18 protein-coding genes are annotated in these 20139 nt (G+C 70.9%); 10 read left to right on the forward strand and 8 right to left on the reverse strand.

The genetic code is table 11. The features are described 5' to 3' along the window. Positions 1–156: 156 nt before the first annotated feature. Positions 157–741: a TetR/AcrR family transcriptional regulator gene (locus ACFWBY_RS09700; RefSeq protein WP_385337063.1), complete on the reverse strand. Its 585-nt coding sequence runs from the start codon at positions 739–741 to the stop codon at positions 157–159. A gap of 122 nt (positions 742–863) precedes the next feature. Here ACFWBY_RS09700 and ACFWBY_RS09705 point away from each other — a divergent pair, with 122 nt between their 5' ends. Beyond that, a complete protein-coding gene (locus tag ACFWBY_RS09705) occupies positions 864–2459 on the forward strand; it encodes an MDR family MFS transporter (protein WP_385337066.1) in 1596 nt (531 codons plus the stop codon). A gap of 491 nt (positions 2460–2950) precedes the next feature. Beyond that, entirely contained in the window at positions 2951–3778 is an 828-nt protein-coding gene (locus ACFWBY_RS09710) for a polysaccharide deacetylase family protein (RefSeq protein WP_385341989.1), read from the forward strand. Between the two features lie 177 nt (positions 3779–3955). Here the strand turns inward: ACFWBY_RS09710 and ACFWBY_RS09715 are convergent, their stop codons facing one another. Further along, a complete protein-coding gene (locus tag ACFWBY_RS09715) occupies positions 3956–5095 on the reverse strand; it encodes a serine hydrolase domain-containing protein (RefSeq protein ID WP_385341940.1) in 1140 nt (379 codons plus the stop codon). A 172-nt stretch (positions 5096–5267) separates the two neighbouring features. On the opposite strand from ACFWBY_RS09715, the gene ACFWBY_RS09720 reads away from it, so the two are divergent. Next, positions 5268–5897, forward strand: a complete 630-nt coding sequence (locus ACFWBY_RS09720) for a hypothetical protein (protein WP_385341941.1) — start codon at positions 5268–5270, stop codon at positions 5895–5897. A 102-nt stretch (positions 5898–5999) separates the two neighbouring features. Here ACFWBY_RS09720 and ACFWBY_RS09725 read toward each other — a convergent pair whose 3' ends face one another. From ACFWBY_RS09725 to mgrA, 4 genes are all read right to left on the reverse strand, one after another. Continuing rightward, positions 6000–7289, reverse strand: coding sequence for an extracellular solute-binding protein (locus ACFWBY_RS09725; protein ID WP_385341943.1), 1290 nt, complete (start codon positions 7287–7289; stop codon positions 6000–6002). A gap of 306 nt (positions 7290–7595) precedes the next feature. Next, positions 7596–8213 carry an SMI1/KNR4 family protein gene (locus ACFWBY_RS09730; RefSeq protein ID WP_385341945.1) on the reverse strand — a complete coding sequence of 206 codons (618 nt, stop codon included), beginning with the start codon at positions 8211–8213 and terminating at the stop codon, positions 7596–7598. Positions 8214–8272: 59 nt separating this feature from the next. Next, positions 8273–8707: a DUF192 domain-containing protein gene (locus ACFWBY_RS09735; protein ID WP_385341946.1), complete on the reverse strand. Its 435-nt coding sequence runs from the start codon at positions 8705–8707 to the stop codon at positions 8273–8275. 286 nt (positions 8708–8993) lie between these two features. Beyond that, positions 8994–10031, reverse strand: a complete 1038-nt coding sequence (gene mgrA / locus ACFWBY_RS09740) for an L-glyceraldehyde 3-phosphate reductase (protein ID WP_385341948.1) — start codon at positions 10029–10031, stop codon at positions 8994–8996. A 128-nt stretch (positions 10032–10159) separates the two neighbouring features. Here mgrA and ACFWBY_RS09745 point away from each other — a divergent pair, with 128 nt between their 5' ends. The 5 genes from ACFWBY_RS09745 (at position 10160) to ACFWBY_RS09765 (ending at position 16178) form a co-directional block, all read left to right on the forward strand. Next, the gene (locus tag ACFWBY_RS09745; RefSeq protein WP_385341950.1) at positions 10160–10921 is read left to right on the forward strand and encodes an isoprenyl transferase; all 762 of its coding nucleotides are present in this window, start codon (positions 10160–10162) and stop codon (positions 10919–10921) included. A 415-nt stretch (positions 10922–11336) separates the two neighbouring features. Then, complete coding sequence (locus ACFWBY_RS09750) at positions 11337–12653, forward strand: PhoH family protein (RefSeq protein WP_385341952.1); 1317 nt, start codon at positions 11337–11339, stop codon at positions 12651–12653. Between the two features lie 408 nt (positions 12654–13061). After that, positions 13062–13778 carry a transglycosylase SLT domain-containing protein gene (locus ACFWBY_RS09755; protein WP_385341990.1) on the forward strand — a complete coding sequence of 239 codons (717 nt, stop codon included), beginning with the start codon at positions 13062–13064 and terminating at the stop codon, positions 13776–13778. Positions 13779–13913: 135 nt separating this feature from the next. Continuing rightward, positions 13914–15317 carry an AI-2E family transporter gene (locus ACFWBY_RS09760; protein WP_385341954.1) on the forward strand — a complete coding sequence of 468 codons (1404 nt, stop codon included), beginning with the start codon at positions 13914–13916 and terminating at the stop codon, positions 15315–15317. Positions 15318–15392: 75 nt separating this feature from the next. Further along, positions 15393–16178: a hypothetical protein gene (locus ACFWBY_RS09765; RefSeq protein ID WP_385341956.1), complete on the forward strand. Its 786-nt coding sequence runs from the start codon at positions 15393–15395 to the stop codon at positions 16176–16178. 70 nt (positions 16179–16248) lie between these two features. On the opposite strand, the gene ACFWBY_RS09770 is transcribed toward ACFWBY_RS09765, so the two are convergent. Both ACFWBY_RS09770 and ACFWBY_RS09775 read right to left on the reverse strand, forming a co-directional pair. After that, the gene (locus tag ACFWBY_RS09770; RefSeq protein WP_385341957.1) at positions 16249–16788 is read right to left on the reverse strand and encodes an alkyl hydroperoxide reductase; all 540 of its coding nucleotides are present in this window, start codon (positions 16786–16788) and stop codon (positions 16249–16251) included. 3 nt (positions 16789–16791) lie between these two features. Beyond that, positions 16792–17346, reverse strand: coding sequence for a peroxiredoxin (locus ACFWBY_RS09775; RefSeq protein WP_385341959.1), 555 nt, complete (start codon positions 17344–17346; stop codon positions 16792–16794). Positions 17347–17481: 135 nt separating this feature from the next. Here ACFWBY_RS09775 and ACFWBY_RS09780 point away from each other — a divergent pair, with 135 nt between their 5' ends. Then, positions 17482–18429, forward strand: coding sequence for a hydrogen peroxide-inducible genes activator (locus ACFWBY_RS09780; RefSeq protein ID WP_385341960.1), 948 nt, complete (start codon positions 17482–17484; stop codon positions 18427–18429). A 169-nt stretch (positions 18430–18598) separates the two neighbouring features. Then, positions 18599–20092, forward strand: a complete 1494-nt coding sequence (locus ACFWBY_RS09785; protein WP_385341962.1) for a DUF2079 domain-containing protein — start codon at positions 18599–18601, stop codon at positions 20090–20092. Positions 20093–20139 lie beyond the last annotated feature (47 nt).

A 20139-nucleotide genomic window follows, 5' to 3' on the forward strand; every position in this document is an offset into this window, starting at 1 on the left:
TCCCGCGCCCCGATGTGCGGCCGCGTCCCCGCCCGGCCCGCGCACCACGCTCCGCCGCGTCCGCGCCCCGCATGCCCCCCGCCCCTGGAAGCCCCGCCCCCCGCGAGCCCCCAAGCCCCCGCTAGCCCCGTCCCCGCGCGAGCCCCCGAGTCCCCGCTAGCCCTGCTGGTGCGCCTGCGTGATCAGGTCCGTCGCGACCTGCAAGGCGGCTTGGCGGGTCTCCTCCGGGTCGCCCTCGACGTGCTGGAGGAACATCATTCCCGCGTGCAGCGTGAAGAGGGCGCTCACGCAGCGGACCTGGTCGGCCAGGGGGGCGTCCTCCTGGCCCGTTCGGAGCAGCTCCACCAGGGTGAAGAGGCGCTTCTTGACCTTGTCGCCGATGCTCAGGTCCCGCAGCGAGGCCTGGTTCTCCTGCATGAAGCGGTACAGCGAGGCGCCGCCCGTCATGGCCTCGCTGTAGCGCCGCAGGATCTCCCGCTTCGTCTCCAGGGTCCGCGGCTGCTGTTCCGCCCATTCGATCAGCTCGTCGATCGGCCGGCTCTGGTCCTCGAAGAGGCTGATGATGATGTCTTCCTTGGTCTTGAAGTGGTAGTACAGCGCCGCCTTCGTGACCTCCAGCCGCTCCGCGATCTCGCGCAGCGACGTCTTCTCGTACCCCTGCTCGGCGAAGAGCTCCAGCGCGACGTCCTGGATGCGCTGCCGCGTGTTGCCGCGGCGCTGCTGCGGACTGCTGCTGGACATGGCTCTCCCCAATTACTTACTTGACGCCCGGCTAGTTACGGGTCTACCTTCCCCAGTGTAGTGAACTAGCCGGTCGGCAAGTAAGTGCCCAGGACCGGTGCACGTGCACAGGGGAGTGGAACATGGCGGATATGACGAAGAACGCGGGCGCCTCGGAGGAGGTGAAGCCGCGCAGCGTACGGGTCGTCCTGATGGCCCTCATGATCGCGATGCTGCTGGCCATGCTCGACAATATGATCATCGGCACCGCGATGCCCACCATCGTCGGCGAGCTCGGCGGCTTGGAGCACCTGTCATGGGTGGTCACCGCATACACGCTTGCCACCGCGGCCTCGACCCCCATCTGGGGCAAGATCGGCGACATGTACGGGAGGAAGGGCTCCTTCCTCACCTCGATCGTCATCTTCCTCATCGGCTCGGTGCTCAGCGGCATGGCCCAGGACATGGGCCAGCTCATCGGCTTCCGCGCCATCCAGGGCCTCGGCGCCGGCGGCCTCATGGTCGGCGTGATGGCGATCATCGGCGACCTGATCCCGCCCCGCGAGCGCGGCAAGTACCAGGGCATGATGGCCGGCGTGATGGCCCTCGCCATGATCGGCGGACCGCTGGTCGGCGGCACCATCACCGACCACATGGGCTGGCGCTGGTCCTTCTACATCAACCTGCCCCTCGGCGCCGTGGCCCTCGCCATGGTCACCGCGGTACTGCACCTTCCCAAGAAGACGGGGCAAGGGGAGCGTCGAAGCATCGACTACCTCGGCGCGGCACTGCTGACCATCGCGATCACCTCAACCGTCCTCGTCACCACCTGGGGCGGCACCGAGTACGCATGGGGCTCCGCCGAGATCATCGGCCTGATCGCCGTGGGCGTCCTGTCCACCGCCGCGTTCCTCTTCGTCGAGACCAAGGCCGCCGAGCCGATCATGCCGCTGCACATCTTCCGTAGCCGCAACTTCGCGCTCATGTCCGTGATCGGCTTCCTGGTCGGTTTCGCCATGTTCGGCGGCGTGCTCTACCTCCCGCTCTTCCAGCAGTCGGTGCAGGGCGCCTCGGCCACCAACTCCGGCCTGCTGCTCCTGCCGATGCTGCTCTCGATGATGGCCGTCTCGCTGATCGCGGGCCGGATCACCACGAACAGCGGCAAGTACAAGATGTTCCCGATCATCGGCGGCGCGCTCATGGTCGTCGGGCTCTTCCTGCTCGCCACGATGGACACGGGCACCACCCGACTGCTGTCGGGCGTGTACATGGCCATCCTCGGTGCCGGCCTGGGCTTCCTGATGCAGATCACGATGCTGGTCGCGCAGAACAGCGTCGAGATGAAGGACATGGGCGTCGCGTCCTCCTCGGCCACCCTGTTCCGCACGCTCGGCGGCTCCTTCGGCGTGGCGCTGATGGGCTCCCTCTTCACCAGCCAGGTCACCTCCACGATGAGCGAGCGCCTCGGCCCGCAGGCGGCGACGGCAGCGGGCTCCGCCCAGCTCGACGCCGCCAGCCTGGCGAAGCTCCCCGAGGCCGTCCGCGACGCCTACCAGCACGCGGTGGCCGCCGGTACCCACTCGGCGTTCCTGCTCGGCGCGGGCATCGCGGTACTGGGCTTCGCGGCCGCCTGGTTCGTCAAGGAGGTCCCGCTGCGGGGCGCGGGCCCGGCCGGCGCCCCCGGCGGCGACACGGACAAGGAGGCGCCCGCCGCGCAGGCGGCCTCCGTCGCCCACTGAGACGGCGCGGGCGAGGCGCCCGCGGTCGAATCACCCCGACGCGCACGACGGGCCCGGCCCGGTGGATGCACCCATCCACCGGGCCGGGCCCGCGTCGTGCGCGGGCAGGCCCGGCCCGGTCGCGGCGCGGAGCTTGCACCACCCGCCCCTCTCCGCGCCCTGGCTCTGCCCGGAGCTGCGACTCGAGCACCGGCGGCGCCGTGGAGCAGCTCGCCGCCTTCCGGGAGCAGGTCGCGCCGACCGTCCGTTCGCGTGCCGCGGATTGAACTGCCGCGCGGACCCCGTGACTTCGGCCCGGATGTCCGGCAGTTGGTCTCCGGTCGTCCGTGGTTCCAAGCGTGACGGAATTCGGGACGATCAAGGAACAAAGTCATCCAACAAGGAATTTATGGGCCATTCGGCTGGAACTTCTCATCCCCGCCCGACGTCCTGACCAGTGCGAGCTCACAAGGCGGACGTCGGATGGGGAGTTGAGACAACACATGGGGTTCATGGCGCGCGCGCACATGGAGGGCATTCGGGCACGGGTGGCCGTCGGCGGGGCGGCAGTGGCGGTGGCGGCGACGGTGTGGGCGGTGACGGCCATCGCCGACCCGGGCCACGACGCGAAGCAGGGGAACGTCGCCCGGCCGACGGATGACCCCGCGCAGGGAGGCGGCGCCACCGACCCGCGGGCGCCCGGGGATCCGGGGCGTCAGGTCCCGGACGGCATAGCCCACGCGTCGGAGAGCGGCGCGGACGCGGTCAACATCACCATCGACGACGGGCCCGACCCCCAGTGGACCCCGGAGGTGCTGGAGGTCCTCGCGCAGTACGACGTGAAGGCGACCTTCTGCATGATCGGCCCGCAGGCCAAGGCCCACCCCGACCTGGTCAAGAGGGTCGTCGCGGGCGGCCACCGGCTCTGCGACCACGCCATGGACCACGACACGGCGATGGACAAGAAGCCCCTCGACTACCAGCGGCAGCAGATCCTCGACGCGAAGAAGATGATAGAGGACGCGGCGGGCGGCGGGGCCAAGGTGGAGTACTACCGGGCCCCCGGCGGGGCGTTCACCCCCGAGAGCCGGGCTCTGGCCGCCGCCGAGGGCATGCGGCCGCTGGGCTGGAACATCGACAGCAAGGACTTCCAGAAGCCCGGTGCCGCCGCGATCGTCGACACGGTCAAGCGCGAGATGAAGAACGGCCCCACCGTCCTCTTCCACGACGGCGGCGGCAACCGAGCCCAGACCGTCGAGGCCCTCGACCAGGTCCTGGCCTGGCTGAAGGAGCAGGGCCGGCCCACCGGGTTCCCGGTCGTCACCGGCCCCAGCTCCTGAGCCGACGTCAGCACGGGGGAGGTCGGGACGGCGTCCGGGCGTCGGCCGACGCGAGGCCCCGAGCCGGTGTCAGCACAGCCGGCCGGCCGCCCTCGGCCCGGCCACCCTCGGCCCCTGCCCACCCGGCTCCAGCCACTCGGCCCCGGCCCGGCCCGCCCCCCGAGCCCCTGGCCACCCTCAGCCCCTGGCCACCTTCAGGACCGCCGCCGTCAGGGGGTCGTTCTCCGCGGCGCGTCCGCCGGGGAAGGCGAAACGGCGGCGGGTGTAGCCGTACGCGACGCCCGTCACCGGGTCGGCGAAGCCCTGCGCGCCCGCCGCGCCCGAGTGCCCGAAGGCCTCGGGGCCGACCGCCGGCTGGCGCTCGAAGCCCAGGCCGAAGTGGTCGGCCTCACCCGTCACCAGGTCCGGTCCCATTCCCGCCCCGTGCGAGCGGGCCACATCGGCCGCCGTCCGCGGGGTCAGCAGCGCGGGCCGGCCGTCCAGGACGCCGATCGCGGCCGCGTACATCCCCGCGACGGCCCGCGCGGAGCCGATGCCTCCGGTCGAGGCCGGGCCGAGGGCCCGTACCCGCGGGTGGTTGGCGAAGGCGACGAGGTCCGCGGGCGGGTCGCGGTGCAGGTTGAAGGCCACCGGCAGCAGTTCCGAAGCGGCCGCCGCGAGCTCCGCGCCCTCGGCTTCCTGCTCCGGCGTCGGCGCCATCTCCAGGACCGGCCGCCGGCGCGCCTCGTGCTCCTCGGGCAGTCCCATGTACAGGTCCAGCCCGAACGGCGCGCGGATCCGCTCCTCGTACGTCTCCTGGAGCGAGCGTCCCGTCGCCCGGCGCACGACCTCGCCGGTCAGCGCGCCGATGACGTAGGCGTGGTAGCCGTACGCCGTCCCCGGCTCCCAGTACGGCCGTTGTCCGGCCAGCCGCGCCGCGATCAGCGCGTCGTCCGCGAGCTCCTCGTAGTCGAAGCCGTCCGCGGTGTTGACCAGTCCGGACTGGTGCGCGACCAGCTGCCGCACCGTCAGCCGCTCCTTGCCGTGTCCTGTGAACTCCGGCCAGTACGCCGAAACGGGCCGGTCCAGCTCCAGTTCGCCGTCCTGCGCGAGCAGTGCCACCACCAGGTGGGCCGCGCCCTTGGTGATCGAGAAGACACCGCTCAGGGTGTCCGCGCCGGTGTCCTCGCCGGCCCACAGGTCGACCACGCGCCGACCCCGGTGGTGCACCGCGAGCTGGGCCTCCGGGGAGATCCGCTCTGCGGCCACGAAGGCCTCGAACTCCTCGCGCACCGGCTCCCAGCCCGCCGCCACCGTGCCGTTCACATCCGCGGTCATCGTCTGCATCCCCCTGGTCGGGCCGGCGCCGGGACCGGCTCCCGCACACCCCAACACGCGCTCGATCAACGGATATTCCGGCCCGCGCCGCGGTGGCCGCGCCGCGAACCACGTACGGGTGAAAGCGCGCCCGGCGTCGTTCCGGGCCGCCGCAGGGCCCGTTGGTCCGGACATGAAGCGCACCCGCACCGCCGCTCTCGCCCTCGCCACCGCCGCGGCGGCCCTCGCCCCCGCCCTCTGCCAGGGCGCCGCCACGGCCGCCGAGGCCGCGGCGTACCTCCAGGACCCGAGCGGAGGGGAGAAGGCGATGAAGTCGATGTGGACCAAGGACGACATGCACAAGCTGGAGGCGCAGTTCCGCTTCCACCCCGGCATCCGGTACAAGACGGTGACCCGGCCCGGACCCAAGGGCGCCGAGCACTACGAGCGCCAGGTCCCCGACCCGAAGACCCTGGCCTGGGAGCCCGGCTACGAGTTCGCGTGGTCGGTCGCGGACTCGCAGGGGGTGAAGAAGGTGCTCACGACCAAGGACGCCAAGCACCCGATCGTCGTGCGCGCGGTGCTGCGGAGCGCGAACCGCGCCAAGGCCGGCGAGGTGCGCCAGGAGCTGACGGACCGGCCGGCGACGGGCCGTACGAAGGTGCCCGGCGGCAAGCGCATCGCCTGTGACACCGGGAAGTACACGGTGGAGTGGTCGGTGACCCGCACCGGCTACGGCACGCTGACGGGCTCCCTGCCCTGGGACTCCGACTGCGAGCAGTACCGCACCGCCTTCAGCCCGCAGAACCAGGGCGCGAGCTAGGCCGGTGGTGGGCCGGCCGCCCCGCGCGCCTCGTGGGTGCGCGGAGGGCGACGGGTCCGCGGCCTCGGAAGTGGAGGGCAACGGACGGCCCTCGGTGCCGGCTCAGTGCTTCTTGGAGGCCTCGCTCGCCTTCGAGGCGATCTCCTCCAGGACCGCCTTCGGGTCGCCGCCCGGGTCCACGGACCTCCCGATGTTGCGCTTGAGGGTGTCGCTGACCGTCACCCAGGACGGGTCGTTGACCGGGTAGAGCTGGGCGCCGCGCAGCGCCGTCAGGAACTCGGTGTCGGTCTTGTCCATGCCGCCGCTGCCGGCCAGCGTGCGGGAGGCGGAGACGGTCGAGGGCAGCAGGTGGTAGCGGCCCGCGAAGTCCGAGAGGTTCTTGTCCTGGTAGACGAAGTCCAGGAACCTGCCGATCTCGGCGCGGTGGCCGTGCTGCTTGAACGCCATCATCCAGTCGGCCACGCCGACGGTCGGCGTGCTCTCACCGGCGCCGAGCGAGTCCGAGGTGGGCATCGCGACGGGTCGCACCTCGATGCCCTTGGAGCGCGCCTCGTGGGCGAGCGAGGGATAGCCGTTGAGCATGCCGACCTCGCCGCGCGTGAAGGCGGCGAAGGCGTCGGCGCGGTTGAGCTGGGACGGCGGGGTGGGCCCGAGCAGGCCGGGGGCGACCAGGTTCTCCTTGATCCACTTGAAGGTCTGGATGTTCTGGTCGGAGGCCAGGCTGTAGTTCCCGCTGCTGTCGGCGTAGCCGCCGCCATTGCTGAGCTCCCAGATCATCGCCTCGGCATGCGCCTCCTCCGGGCCCAGGGGCATGGCGTACGGGTACTTCACGCCCTTGTCCTTGAGCGCCTTGGCGGCGGTCTTGAGGTCCGACCAGGTCTTGGGGGACTCCTTGAGTCCCGCCTGCTTGAACAGGGCCTCGTTGAGGAAGAGCAGGCGGCTGCTCGCGACGAAGGGCAGGCCGTAGAGGGTGTTGCCGACGGATCCGGCCTCGGCGAGCGGCTGGAGGAAGTTGGCCTCGGCCGTGATCGAGAGGAGTTCGTCGGCGGAATAGAGCTTGCCCTGTGCCGCGAAGTCCGAGTAAGCGCCCATGAGGGCCATGTCCGGTGCGTTGCCGGCCTTGACCATACGGGAGACTTCGCGGTCGATGTCGGCCCAGGGAAGCAGCTGGACCTGGACCTTGATCCCCGGGTTGGCGGCACTGAAATCGGCCGTCACCTTGTCCCAGAACTCCTTGGAACTGTGGGCGGGGCCGTCGCCGTATTCGGCGGCGACGAGGCGGAGCGTACTGCCGTCACCTGCGTCGCTTCCGTCCGAGCCGCATCCGGCCAGCGGCGTCAGCAGACCGAGCACGACCGTCGTGGCGGCCGTGCCGAAGATTCTTCGTCGCACGGGTGTATTCCCCCGATTTTCTTTTGAGGCGCGTTATTACTTATGAGTTACTCCGGGCTGCGGTGTCCCTCCATGGCCCGTTGGCCGGAATTCTCTCCCGGGTCGGGGCGATTGGTTCCATTGGGTGGGAACTTGTGTTCAATGCTCCAAGTTCGGCATTTCCGAATGGTGTTTTCCGATATGAGCTCAATAATTCGGACGCGCGTAGACATGCCGAAACGCCCGTTTCCGGCCGCGGAACGGGTTGAGGGGGGAGTTCTGGGGGAGCGGGGGCGGAGGAGCGGGTGGGTGCGGGCGCGGCCGGCGTCAGTCGGCGAAGTCGCCCGCGTACGGGTCGGGCTCCCCCGTTTCGGGGTTGCGGCCCTCCTGCCAGCGCCGCTGGGCCTTTTGCCAGTGCACGAAGCTGAGGTGGCCGCCGTCCCAGAAGGTGATGCCGACGGGGCTCACGTCGAACTCGTCGGAGCACAGCCGGTAGAGGAACTCGCCCATGCCGTACGGGTACACCGCGAAGGAGTCGGCGGTGTGGCGGCCGACCACCAGGACGGGCCACTTGTCCGGGTCCGGATCGGCCGTCAGCCAGCACAGGATGTCGGAGCCGGCCGTGACGCCCCAGGCGAGGATCGACTCCGGGTCCACGTCGAAGGCGGCCCGGCCGCCCTCGGCCTCCCAGACCTGACGGGCGTTCGCGGTCTCCTCCGCCATCTGCGCCGGGTCCCACTGGAGCCCGGGCTTCGGCAGCGGCAGCAGCACGCTCGCCTCGCCGTTGATCGATCCGGCGCCGAACCGGCCCATGAAGGCGATGAAGTCGGCGGGGAAACGGCTGCCCCAGACGGCCTCCGCCGCCTGCCAGTCGATGTCCTCGTCGGCGCCGTGAGTCGCCGGCATGATCTGCTCCAGCGCCTTGATGTGCGCGTTCTCCGTCATGCCGCTCCCCTGCCACCCCAGCTCAACCGCCCCAACCTACCCCCGGGCCGGAACCCGGCCTAGCGCGCGTCGGGACGGATCCGGAGGGTGGACCCTACGCGCAGCCCCCAGGCGGCCATCGCCCCGGCCTCGGCTTCCAGGACGTGGCGCGAGCGCAGTCGGGGCAGTCCCAGCCGGCCGGGGGGCATGGTGGTCAGCGCGATGACCCTGAGCCGGCGGTCCAGATGGGCCACGTCGATGGCGAAGCGCATCCGGAAGGTGTGCACGCTCGATGCGGGGGTGAGGAGCATCGCCCCCTCTATCCCGTCCCGCCCGAGCAGCCCCCGCGTCCGGGCCGCGTAGGAGGCGGCCACCTCCACGGGCACCTTCATCGGCACTTTCATCGGCACCTCCACGGCAGCCTGCGACGGTGGTCCCGCCACAGCTGGCGCCCCCGGCTCCGGGTCGATGTCGAGCGTGGCCCGGCCGTCGCGCCAGTGCCCCCTGATCCGCATGCGGGTCAGCGTAGGGCGTCAAGCCGGCGCCCGGACCGGGTTCCCCTCACGGGGGACGGCCGCGCGGGGCCCCGTACCGGCTGTGGCCGGGCCCCGCACGCCCCGTGGGGCCCTTCGGGCCCACCGGAGCGCCGCCGGTCGGCTCCGGAGCGTAATCGTGGCGCGGCAATGCACGCAGCGGGCTTTACGAAGGGTTATGGTGGAACCCCCCCCTCGGGCCGGTCCGTATCCCCCCCACGGACCGGCCCGTTTTTTGTGCTCCGGAGCTGACGGGCAAAGCCGCAGGTCAGTCCTGCTGGGCCCAGATGTTGGCGCCGGGGGTCGACACCGCGAAGGAATCGATCTCCTTCAGCTCCTGATCCGACAGCGGTGCGCCGGACAGGGAAGCCACGTTCTCCTCGAGCTGCCGCACGCTCGACGCGCCGATCAGCGCCGACGTCATCCGCTCGTCCCGCAGTACCCAGTTCAGCGCCAGCTGCGCCAGTGTCTGGCCGCGCCGCGCCGCGATGTCGTTCAGCCCGTTCAGCCGGCGCACGACGTCCTGCGACAGCAGGGCCGGGTTCAGGGACTTGCCCTGCGTGGCCCGCGAGCCCTCCGGGATGCCCTTGAGGTACTTGCCGGTCAGCAGGCCCTGCGCGAGCGGCACGAAGGAGATGCAGCCCATGCCGGCCTCCTCCAGGGTGTCCAGCAGGCCGTCCTCCTCCGTCCAGCGGTTGATCATGGAGTAGGAGGGCTGGTGGATGAGGGGGCGGACGCCCATCTCCCGCAGCAGCCGGGCCGCCTGCGCCGTCTGCTCCGCGGTGTACGAGGACACGCCGACGTACAGCGCCTTGCCCTGCTGGACCGCGGACGCGAGAGCGCCCATGGTCTCCTCCAGCGGTGTGTCCGGGTCGAAGCGGTGCGAGTAGAAGACGTCGACGTAGTCGACGCCCATCCGCTTCAGCGACGCGTCCAGCGAACCGAGCAGGTACTTGCGGCTGCCCCACTCGCCGTAGGGCCCCGGGTGCATCAGGTAGCCGGCCTTGGTGGAGAGCACCAGCTCGTCGCGGTGGGACGCGAAGTCCTGCGCGAAGATCTTGCCGAAGTTGAGCTCGGCCGAGCCGGGGGGCGGGCCGTAGTTGTTCGCGAGGTCGAAGTGGGTGATGCCGAGGTCGAAGGCCCGGCGCAGGATCGACCGCTGGGAGGCCAGCGAGGCGTCGTCGCCGAAGTTGTGCCAGAGGCCGAGGGAGATCGCGGGGAGCTTGAGGCCGCTGCGGCCGGTGCGCCGGTACTCCATGGAGTCGTAGCGCGCGGGCTCTGCCCGATAGGGATTGTTTTCAGTCACGTTGTCCTCCCTATCACGGACTTGTGACATGACCGAGTTGGGTACCCGATCCCGCCGCGCAGTAATGTGGCGGACTCGGGGGTACCGCATTTCGCACGGGGGCATTGGCACGGAGGGGCTGGAAGATCGTGAAGCTGCGCGACCTGGTGTACAGGCTCTACGCACGCCGGGTGGAAGGCCGCCTCGACCATGACGCGGCGCCCAAGCACATCGGCGTCATTCTGGACGGGAACCGCCGCTGGGCGAAGGCGTCCGGGGGCACCACGGAACAGGGCCACCAGGCCGGGGCCGACAAGATCTCCGAGATGCTGGGCTGGTGCACCGAGACGGACGTCGAGGTCGTCACCCTGTGGATGCTCTCCACGGACAACCTGGACCGGCCCGAGGTCGAGCTCCGCCCGCTGCTCAACATCATCGAGAACACGGTGCGCGGCCTCGCCGCCGACGGACGCTGGCGCGTCCACCACGTGGGCAACCTCGACATCCTGCCCGCCGGGACGCAGAACGTCCTGAAGGAGGCCGAGGAGGTCACCCGGGGCGTCGACGGGATACTCGTCAACGTCGCCGTGGGCTACGGCGGCCGCCAGGAGATCGCCGACGCGGTCCGCTCGCTCCTGCTGGAGCACGCCTCGAAGGGCACCTCCTTCGAGGAGCTCGCCGAGATCCTCGACATCGACCACATCGCGGAGCACCTCTACACGCGCGGCCAGCCCGACCCGGACCTCGTGATCCGCACCAGCGGCGAACAGCGGCTGTCCGGATTCATGCTGTGGCAGAGCGCGCACTCGGAGTACTACTTCTGCGAAGTCTTCTGGCCCGCCTTCCGCAAGGTCGACTTCCTCCGCGCCCTGCGCGACTACGCCGCCCGCCACCGGCGCTACGGCGCCTGAGTCACCCGCGCGGCCCCTCGTACGACACCTGACCTGCGGGTGTCTGACGCCCCTTCGGCACCTCACGGCGCGCCCGGATCCTTCCGCGGCGCGCCGTCCGCGTGCTCCCGCACGCCCCCCGCCCGCTTTCGGGGCCGCCGCGCGAGGCCTTCACCAGGGATTCACCGAGCGTCCGTCATATGCCATGGCATGGCTGGACCCATACGGGGAATACCCCTTGCAGGTCGACGCCCGATCCACGGGTGTCGAGTCTCAGCGGACGGCATGGGGTCGTCCGCCCGGGAGGCCCTTTGCACCAGGACGCACGTGCGGTTCGCACGGACGGAGTGGAGGGCCGGAAATCGGCCCGCGCATGGGTGCCGATGACCGGTCCGGTCTTCATGGCCCGACCTCTTCCGAGGGGGTACGTCCTTCCGTGGTGACCAGCACAAAGCGCCGCCTGCCCGACAGGCGGACCTACGTCCTCGACACCAGCGTCCTGCTGGCAGACCCCAACGCGATCTCCCGCTTCGACGAGCACGAGGTCGTGCTCCCGATCGTGGTGATCACCGAGCTGGAGGCAAAGAGGCACCATCCCGAACTCGGCTACTTCGCACGTCAGGCCCTGCGCCTGCTCGACGACTTCCGGGTTCGGTACGGTCGCCTCGACGCACCCATCCCGCTGGGCGATCTCGGCGGCACCTTGCGTGTCGAGCTCAACCACTCCGACCCGGGCGTGCTCCCGGCAGGCTTCCGACTGGGGGACAACGACTCGCGCATCCTCGCGGTCGCCCGCAATCTCCAGGCCGAGGGATACGACGTCACGGTCGTCTCGAAGGATCTCCCGCTGCGCATCAAGGCCTCCTCCGTGGGGCTGATCGCCGAGGAGTACCGCGCGGAGCTCGCGATCACCGATGCCGGCTGGACCGGCATGAGCGAGCTGGCGCTCTCCGGCGAACAGGTGGACCTCCTCTACACCGAGGAGCGGCTCCACGTGCCGGAGGCCGCGGAACTTCCCGTGCACACCGGCCTGGTCCTGCAGTCCGAGCGAGGCAAGGCGCTCGGCCGCGTCACCGCCGACGGCAACGTGAAGCTCGTACGGGGCGACCGCGAGGCCTTCGGGCTGCACGGCCGCAGCGCCGAGCAGCGGATCGCGCTCGATCTCCTCCTCGACCCCGAGATCGGGATCATCTCGATGGGCGGCCGGGCCGGCACCGGAAAGTCGGCGCTGGCGCTGTGCGCGGGCCTGGAGGCCGTGCTGGAGCGGAGGCAGCATCAGAAGGTGATGGTCTTCCGGCCGCTGTACGCGGTCGGCGGCCAGGACCTCGGCTACCTGCCCGGGGACGCCGCCGAGAAGATGAGCCCCTGGGCGCAGGCGGTCTTCGACACCCTCTCGGCGGTCGCCGGGCGCGAGGTCATCGAGGAGGTGCTGAACCGCGGGATGCTGGAAGTCCTCCCGCTGACGCACATCCGGGGCCGCTCGCTGCACGACGCCTTCGTGATCGTGGACGAGGCGCAGTCGCTGGAGCGCAATGTCCTGCTGACCGTTCTGTCCCGGATCGGGGCCAATTCGCGGGTCGTTCTGACCCACGACGTGGCCCAGCGGGACAACCTGCGGGTCGGCCGCTACGACGGAGTCGTCGCCGTGGTCGAGAAGTTGAAGGGGCATCCGCTCTTCGCGCACGTCACGCTGACCCGCTCCGAGCGCTCCCCGATCGCCGCACTGGTCACCGAGATGCTGGAGACCCTGTAAGTCGAAACAGGACGAAAACCCCAGTAAGAACCCCATAGCGGGAAGGCGAGTTGGCGCCGTCCGGCAAAGGCCCGAGAGCCTAGCCGGACGGCGCCTTCGTGCACAGGGCTTCGGCGAAAACAATGGCGACGCACCAGGTGTGACCTTTCCCACGCAACGGATAATTGCCCTGCGGTGTCGCGGTCCGGCAGAGTCTGTTTTCCGTCAGGCCCCGCATACGGCACACCTGTATCTCCCGTGAGATGCGCGCAGTACCACTAACTTCACAACCGACCGCCGTATGCCGCCCGGAGCATCACGGGGCACTCCCGCGAGGGAGTTGCCCACGGGCCCGCGTCTCCAGTGACCGCACCACCATGGAGGCCAGTGTCGAGGGGCACTCTTGCGCCCGCGCGGTCACTGCGGACGCTGCTGGAAGGACACCGTGTGAGCCGGATCTCGGTTCGGGGTTTCGCTGTGGCTTCGGCCACGGCGGTCACCACCGTCGGCGCAGTCGTGGGCGTTGCCACCGGCGACCCCGCCTCGAACGATCTCGAGACGACCGCGTCCGGGACGACTCTCCTCACCGACATCCCTGTCGGCGAGCAGGCTCAGGTCCAGAACGCCTCCCTGACCCAGCAGGCCGACGCCATCGCGCTCGCCGCCGACTCCGACGCCAAGCGCTCGGCCGAGGAGGCGGCCCGCATCCAGGCGGCCCAGGACGCCAAGTCCAAGAAGGCCGACGCCCAGAAGGCCGCGGACGAGAAGGCGAAGAAGGAGCGCGACGAGAAGGAGCAGGCTGCCAGCCGTTCCGCCTCCCGCGACGGAGCCGACTTCGCGCTCCAGCCCTCCTACACCGTCGCGCAGGTCAAGGCGATCGCCCAGCAGATGGTCCCGTCGGGGCAGTTCCAGTGCTTCTCCAAGATCATCAACCAGGAATCCACCTGGAACTACCTGGCCGTGAACAAGTCCTCGGGCGCCTACGGTCTCGTCCAGGCCCTGCCCGGTTCGAAGATGGCCTCGGCCGGCGCCGACTGGCGCACCAACCCCGCCACCCAGATCGAGTGGGGTCTGAACTACATGAACGTCCGCTACGGGAGCCCGTGCGCGGCCTGGAACTTCCACCAGGCCAACGGCTGGTACTAGTCCACCGGGCACCAGAGGCGCCCCCGCCTCAACCTCGAGGAGCCCCGCACCGTCCTACGGTGCGGGGCTCCTCGCGTGTACGGTCTTCGAGGTGTGTCCGGGCATACGGGTGCGGAGCGGGGGGAAGGGAACGACATGGCGAAGACGGCAGGCTGGCTCGGCCGGCTCGGGAGCAAGCTGAGCCGCGTGGAGGCGCGGCTCGCGGAGCGGCGCGCCGAAGTCGAGGCCGAGACCTCCGGTGATCTGCTGCTGCGTCCCCCCGGCCACGTGCCCGTCGGGACCGCCGCGTCCGCCGGGGCGCCCGGCGGGGCCACGGCCTCCGCCGCGTCCGCGCCCCCCGGCGCCGAGCACCCCGCCGGGGGCTTCGCCGTCCCGCAGCGCCCCGACCCGGTGAGCGTCATCCCGTGGGGCGTGCGCGTCGCCGCCGAGGCCAGCTGGCGGCTGCTGCTCCTCGCCGGGATGCTCTGGGTCGTGATGAGGGTGATCAGCGAAGTCCGCCTGGTCGTCCTCGCCTTCGCCGCCGCCCTCCTGGTCACCGCCCTGCTCCAGCCCTTCGTGGTGAGGCTTCGCCGGCTCGGCATGCCGCGGGGGCCGGCCACCGCCGTCACCGCGATCCTCGGCTTCGTGGTCATCGGGCTGGTCGGCTGGTTCGTGGTCTGGCAGGTCATGGACAACCTGGACCAGCTCTCCGACCGCGTCCGGGACGGCATCAACGAGCTCAAACTCTGGGCACTGGACAGTCCGTTCCACGTGACCGAGAAGCAGATCAACGACATCGCGAAGAACCTCAGCGAGACGATCGGCACCAACACCGAGCAGATCACCTCCGCCGGCCTGCAAGGCGTCACGGTCCTCGTCGAAGTGCTGACCGGCATGCTGCTCGCGATGTTCTCCACGCTCTTCCTGCTCTACGACGGCAAGCGCATCTGGATCTGGACGATGGGCCTGCTCCCGGCGGCCGCCCGCCCCGGCGTGGCCGGCGCCGGCCCGCGCGCCTGGCGCACCCTGACCGCGTACGTGCGCGGTACCGTCCTCGTCGCCCTCATCGACGCCATCTTCATCGGCCTCGGGCTCTACTTCCTCGACGTGACGATGGCCGTGCCCCTCGCCGTCTTCATCTTCCTGTTCGCGTTCATCCCGCTCGTCGGCGCCGTGGTCTCCGGAGCCCTCGCGGTGGTCGTCGCGCTGGTGACCCAGGGGCCGTTCACCGCCCTGATGGTGCTGCTGGTGGTCCTGGCGGTGCAGCAGATCGAGGGCCACGTGCTCCAGCCCTTCATCCTGGGACGGGCCGTACGGGTCCACCCGCTCGCGGTGGTGCTGTCGGTGGCGGCGGGCGGCATGATCGCGGGCATCGGCGGAGCGGTGGTCGCCGTCCCGCTGGTGGCCGTCACCAACACCGTCGTCGTCTACCTGCGGGCCTACTCCCGCGACCAGTTGCACCCCGGATCCGCCCCGGTCGGCCCCGGGCCGCACGGGGCGACGGCCCTGGGCCTGGCACCCGGTGCGGAGGAGACGCGGAAGGGCGACGACCGGGCCTGAGTTCGACGGCGGGAGCCGCGTCGTCGTGACCGCGCGCCGGGACCGGCAAAGGCGCAGAAGTCCGAACCCGGCGCGATGCCGACTGCGATGATCGTCGACACGCAGGCCCTCACGGAGGCGCTGCGCACGGAGTCGCGGGAGGGGCGGGGAATGATCGGCGAGCCCGAGATCGACGGGGACTGGGACACTGCGGGGCCGGCCGGTGTGCCGGAGGCGGCGCCGGACCCTTCGCGCGAGCGGGTGCGGGGCCCGCGCGCCCCGTGGCTGTGGGCGCTGGGCGGGGTCGTGGTGGCCTCGGCGGTGTGGGCGGGCGCGCTGGCCGCGCAGGATCGTTTCTCCAGCGCTCCGCGCATCGACTACCGGCACTCCGGCGACCTGTGCAAGGAGGCCGACTTGAAGGCGCTCGACCAGACCATCGGCCGGACGTTCGAAGGGCGGACGAGCGGCGAGGGCGTGGACCGCGCGCAGGACTGGTCCTACTGCCAGGCCGGCACGCAGTACGAGAAGGGGGCCGTCCTGTACTTGACCCGGGTGCTGGTCGAGCTGCACAAGAAGGGCGACCCCGCCGAGGAGTTCGCCACCGGCCCGGGAACGACGCCGGGGTTCCGGCTGGACCTCGGGGATCGCCGGGAGGTGCCGGGGCTCGGAGACCGGGCGGTGCTCGACCCGTACTACGCGGACAGCGGGAAGCGGCTCATGGTGCTCGACGGAGGAGCCGTCTTCACGCTGACCGTGGAGTGGTACCAGCAGACGGAGGACGAGGGCGGAGCGGTGCCGGGCGCCACCGGAGTCGACGAGGACGCGATCGAGGCGGCGATGATCGAGGACGCGCGGGCACTGATGGCGAAGCTGCGGCGCTAGGCCTTCCGTCGTGGACACGTGAAGGGGCCCCACGACCGGAGTCGTGGGGCCCCTTCCTCCGTACGGGGTGTCACTCGCCCGCGAGGGCGGCCTCGGAGTCGAGGGTGACGGCGACGGCCTGGATCACGGAGGCGATCTTGAAGGCTTCCTGGACCGTTTCGCGGTCGACGCCGGCCTTGCGCAGGACCTGCTCGTGGGAGTCCAGGCACTGGCCGCAGCCGTTGATCGCCGAGACGGCGAGCGACCACAGCTCGAAGTCGACCTTCTCCACGCCCGGGTTGCCGATGACGTTCATCCGCAGGCCCGCGCGCAGGGTGCCGTACTCCGGGTCGGAGAGCAGGTGGCGCGTGCGGTAGAAGACGTTGTTCATCGCCATGACCGCGGCGGCGGACTTGGCGGCGGTGTACGCCTCCGGCGACAGGGCCGCCTTCGCCTCCGGCTCCAGCTCACGCAGGACGCGCGGGGAGCGGGCGGCGATCGCGCAGGACAGGACCGTGCCCCACAGCTGCTGCCGGGTGAGGGTGTCCTGGTTGCCGATGACCGAGCCGAGGTTCAGCTTCAGGTCCTTGGCGTAGTCCGGAACGGCCGACTTGAGGGAGTCGAGGGACACGGGTCACTCACCGGCCAGCAGCGCACCGGCGTCGATGGTGCTGTCGCCCTTGGTCCAGTTGCAGGGGCACAGCTCGTCGGTCTGCAGGGCGTCGAGGACCCGCAGGACCTCCTTGGGGTTACGGCCCACGGAACCGGCGGTCACCATGGAGAACTGGATCTCGTTGTTCGGGTCCACGATGAAGACGGCGCGCATCGGGAGGCCGTCCGTGCCGAGGATGCCGAGGTCGGCGCAGAGCTCGCGCTTGATGTCGGACATCATCGGGAAGGGCAGGTCACGCAGGTCGGCGTGGTCCTTGCGCCAGGCGTGGTGCACGTACTCGGAGTCGAGGGAGAAGCCGAGGATCTGGGCGTCGCGGTCGGCGAACTCGTCGTTCAGCTTGCCGAAGGCGGCGATCTCGGTCGGGCACACGAAGGTGAAGTCGAGCGGCCAGGAGAACATGATCTTCCACTTGCCCTCGTAGGTCTTGTGGTCGATCTGAGCGAACTCGCCGCCGGCCTCGAGCGAGACGCAAGCGGTCAGGTCGTAGGTGGGGAACTGGTCGCCGACAGTGAGCACGTGCTCTCCTTGCGGAAAGGAAAGTGACCTTTTTGGGGGCTTTCCGAGGGGGTTGGACTGATCTCACATGCTGACACACCTGCATTGATTGTGGAAATAGCTAGTCTAGAGACGAGTGATCGGAGGTGCCTATCAGTGGCTGTGGGTCATAGGGGAGCGAAGCAGGCGACGCTCGCGCAGTTGCGGGCCTTCGCCGCCGTCGCCGAACACCTGCACTTCAGGGACGCGGCCGCCGCCATCGGCATGAGCCAGCCCGCCCTGTCCGGAGCCGTGTCGGCGCTGGAAGAGGCGCTCGGGGTGCGGTTGCTGGAGCGGACCACGCGCAAGGTGCTGCTCTCACCCGCCGGGGAGCGGATCGCCGTCCGCGCGCGGTCCGTGCTCGACGCCATGGGCGGGCTGCTGGAGGAGGCCGAGGCGGTGCGCGCCCCCTTCACCGGCGCACTGCGGCTCGGGGTGATCCCCACGGTGGCCCCGTACCTGCTGCCGACCGTGCTCGGGCTCTTCCACCGCCGCTACCCCCGCCTCGACCTCCAGGTGCACGAGGAGCAGACGGCCTCGCTGCTGGAGGGGCTGGCGGGCGGACGGCTCGACCTGCTGCTGCTCGCCGTACCCCTCGGCGTTCCCGGGATCACCGAACTGCCGCTCTTCGACGAGGACTTCGTCCTGCTGGTGCCGCGCGAGCATCCGCTCGCCGGACGAGGGGACATCCCGCGCGAGGAACTGCGCGGCCTGCACCTGCTCCTGCTCGACGAGGGCCACTGCCTGCGCGACCAGGCCCTCGACATCTGCCGGGACGCGGGGCGCACCACCGGGGCGGACGTCACCACCACCGCGGCCGGGCTGTCCACCCTCGTGCAACTGGTCGCCGGCGGGCTGGGCGTCACCCTGCTGCCCCGCACGGCGCTCCGCCTGGAGACCACCCGCAACGAGCAGCTGGCCACCGGGTACTTCGCCGAGCCCGCGCCCTCGCGCAGGATCGCCCTGGCCATGCGCACGGGAACGGCCCGGCAGGAGGAGTTCCGGGCCGTCGCCGACGCCCTGCGCGAGGCCGTACGCCCGCTCCCCGTCTGGCTGACGGACTAGGGAACGGGCGTACGGGAGCGCGTGCGCGGGCCGACGGCCGGCTCATTCTCGATGCATACACGCCGGGGAGGGCCGGCCTCCCGACAGTCTTGCGCCCATTCGTAGGGACTGGCGGCCGTACGGAGCGCGGCTCGGGACCGGGACCCCGGGCGGCTGGCACGTTGATGGCATGCACGCACCCTCCACCGACATCACCGCCGCGCTCCCACCTCAGCAGTCGGGCGCCGCCGGGCGGCCGGAGGCGGAGCCGTCCGGGAAACTGCCGCACGCGATCCCGTGGTGGATGTGGACCATGGCCGGCGGGCTCTTCCTCGTCTACGCGGCGCTGTCGCTGCGCACCCACGAGCGGCTCCACTCCCACAGCTTCGACCTGGCGATCTTCGAGCAGGCCGTCCGCTCCTACGCGGCCGGCCACTTGCCGGTCTCGGAGGTCAAGGGCCCGGGCTTCCCCGTCCTGGGCGACCACTTCTCACCGGTCCTGGCCGTCCTGGCACCCCTGTACCGGATCTGGCCGTCGGCGCGGACCCTGCTCCTGGCGCAGGCCGCCCTCATCGCCCTGAGCGTGCTGCCGCTCACCCTCTGGGCGCGCCGGACGCTGGGCGCGACCGCCGCCGTGGTGATCGGGCTCTGCTACGGGCTCTCCTGGGGCGTCGCCAACGCGATCGGGTTCGACTTCCACGAATGGGCCTTCGCCGTCCCGCTCCTCGCCTGCTCGCTGTCCGCGCTCGGCAGCGGACGCCTGCGCGCCGCCGCGTGCTGGGCCCTGCCGCTCGTGCTGGTGAAGGAGGACCTCGGGCTGACGGTGGCCGCGATCGGGCTGATCGTCGCCTGGCGCGGCGGCCGGGGCGGGCGCCGGCTGGGGATCGCCACCGCCGCGGCGGGCGCGGCGTGCACGCTGCTGGCCGTACTGGTGGTGCTGCCGGCCCTGAACCCGAGCGGCTCCTACTTCTACGCGTCGTTCCTGGGCGGCGGCACGGACGCCGCAGGAGGCGGGGGCGGCGGGTTCACGGCTCTGCTGGCCAAGGCGACGATCGGCCTCGTGACGCCCGAGGCCAAGGTGTCCACGCTGATGATGATCCTGGCGCCGACCCTGTTCCTGGCCCTGCGCTCCCCGCTGGTGCTGGTCGCCGTACCGGGCCTGCTGTGGCGGGGCGTCTCGGACTACCCGGCCCACTGGGGGACCGGATACCACTACTCCCTCACGGTGATGCCGATCGTCTTCGCCGCCTTCGTCGACGCCCTGGGGCGGCGCGGCACCACCACCGCCGGGCTGCGCCGCCATCTCGTGGGCGCCGCCGGGGTCTGCGTCCTCCTGCTGCCCGTGCACTCGCTGGGGCAGCTGTTCCAGCCGGCCTTCTGGCGGACCGACCCGCGGGTCGCCGTGGCGCAGCGGCTGATGGACCGGATCCCGGACGGGGCCACGGTCCAGGCATCGGACGGGCTGGTCCCGCACCTGGCCGACCGGACGAGCGTCAGCCTGTTCGGCTGGCAGGCGAGCAGGCCCGACCCCCAGTGGATCCTCGTGGACACGGGGGTGGCGCCGCGGCTGCGCTGGCCGCTGTCGGTGACGGACGAGTCCGTCGCCCTCTACCGGGCGCGGAGCCAGGGGTACCGCGTCGAGGTCAAGGAGGACGGCTTCGTCCTGCTGCACCGCCGGTCCTGAACCGCCGGGTCCGAACCGCGGTCCTGAGCCGCCGGTCCTCAAACGCC

The sequence above is a fragment of the Streptomyces sp. NPDC060049 genome (assembly GCF_042736715.1).
Lineage (GTDB): Bacteria > Actinomycetota > Actinomycetes > Streptomycetales > Streptomycetaceae > Streptomyces.

Bases quoted from the DNA above. Each gene is read 5' to 3' on its own strand.
- ACFWBY_RS09700 (WP_385337063.1), bottom strand. From the start codon at position 741: ATGTCCAGCAGCAGTCCGCAGCAGCGCCGCGGCAACACGCGGCAGCGC.
- ACFWBY_RS09705 (WP_385337066.1), top strand. From the start codon at position 864: ATGGCGGATATGACGAAGAACGCGGGCGCCTCGGAGGAGGTGAAGCCG.
- ACFWBY_RS09710 (WP_385341989.1), top strand. From the start codon at position 2,951: ATGGCGCGCGCGCACATGGAGGGCATTCGGGCACGGGTGGCCGTCGGC.
- ACFWBY_RS09715 (WP_385341940.1), bottom strand. From the start codon at position 5,095: ATGACCGCGGATGTGAACGGCACGGTGGCGGCGGGCTGGGAGCCGGTG.
- ACFWBY_RS09720 (WP_385341941.1), top strand. From the start codon at position 5,268: ATGAAGCGCACCCGCACCGCCGCTCTCGCCCTCGCCACCGCCGCGGCG.
- ACFWBY_RS09730 (WP_385341945.1), bottom strand. From the start codon at position 8,213: ATGACGGAGAACGCGCACATCAAGGCGCTGGAGCAGATCATGCCGGCG.
- ACFWBY_RS09735 (WP_385341946.1), bottom strand. From the start codon at position 8,707: ATGCGGATCAGGGGGCACTGGCGCGACGGCCGGGCCACGCTCGACATC.
- ACFWBY_RS09760 (WP_385341954.1), top strand. From the start codon at position 13,914: ATGGCGAAGACGGCAGGCTGGCTCGGCCGGCTCGGGAGCAAGCTGAGC.
- ACFWBY_RS09765 (WP_385341956.1), top strand. From the start codon at position 15,393: ATGCCGACTGCGATGATCGTCGACACGCAGGCCCTCACGGAGGCGCTG.
- ACFWBY_RS09785 (WP_385341962.1), top strand. From the start codon at position 18,599: ATGCACGCACCCTCCACCGACATCACCGCCGCGCTCCCACCTCAGCAG.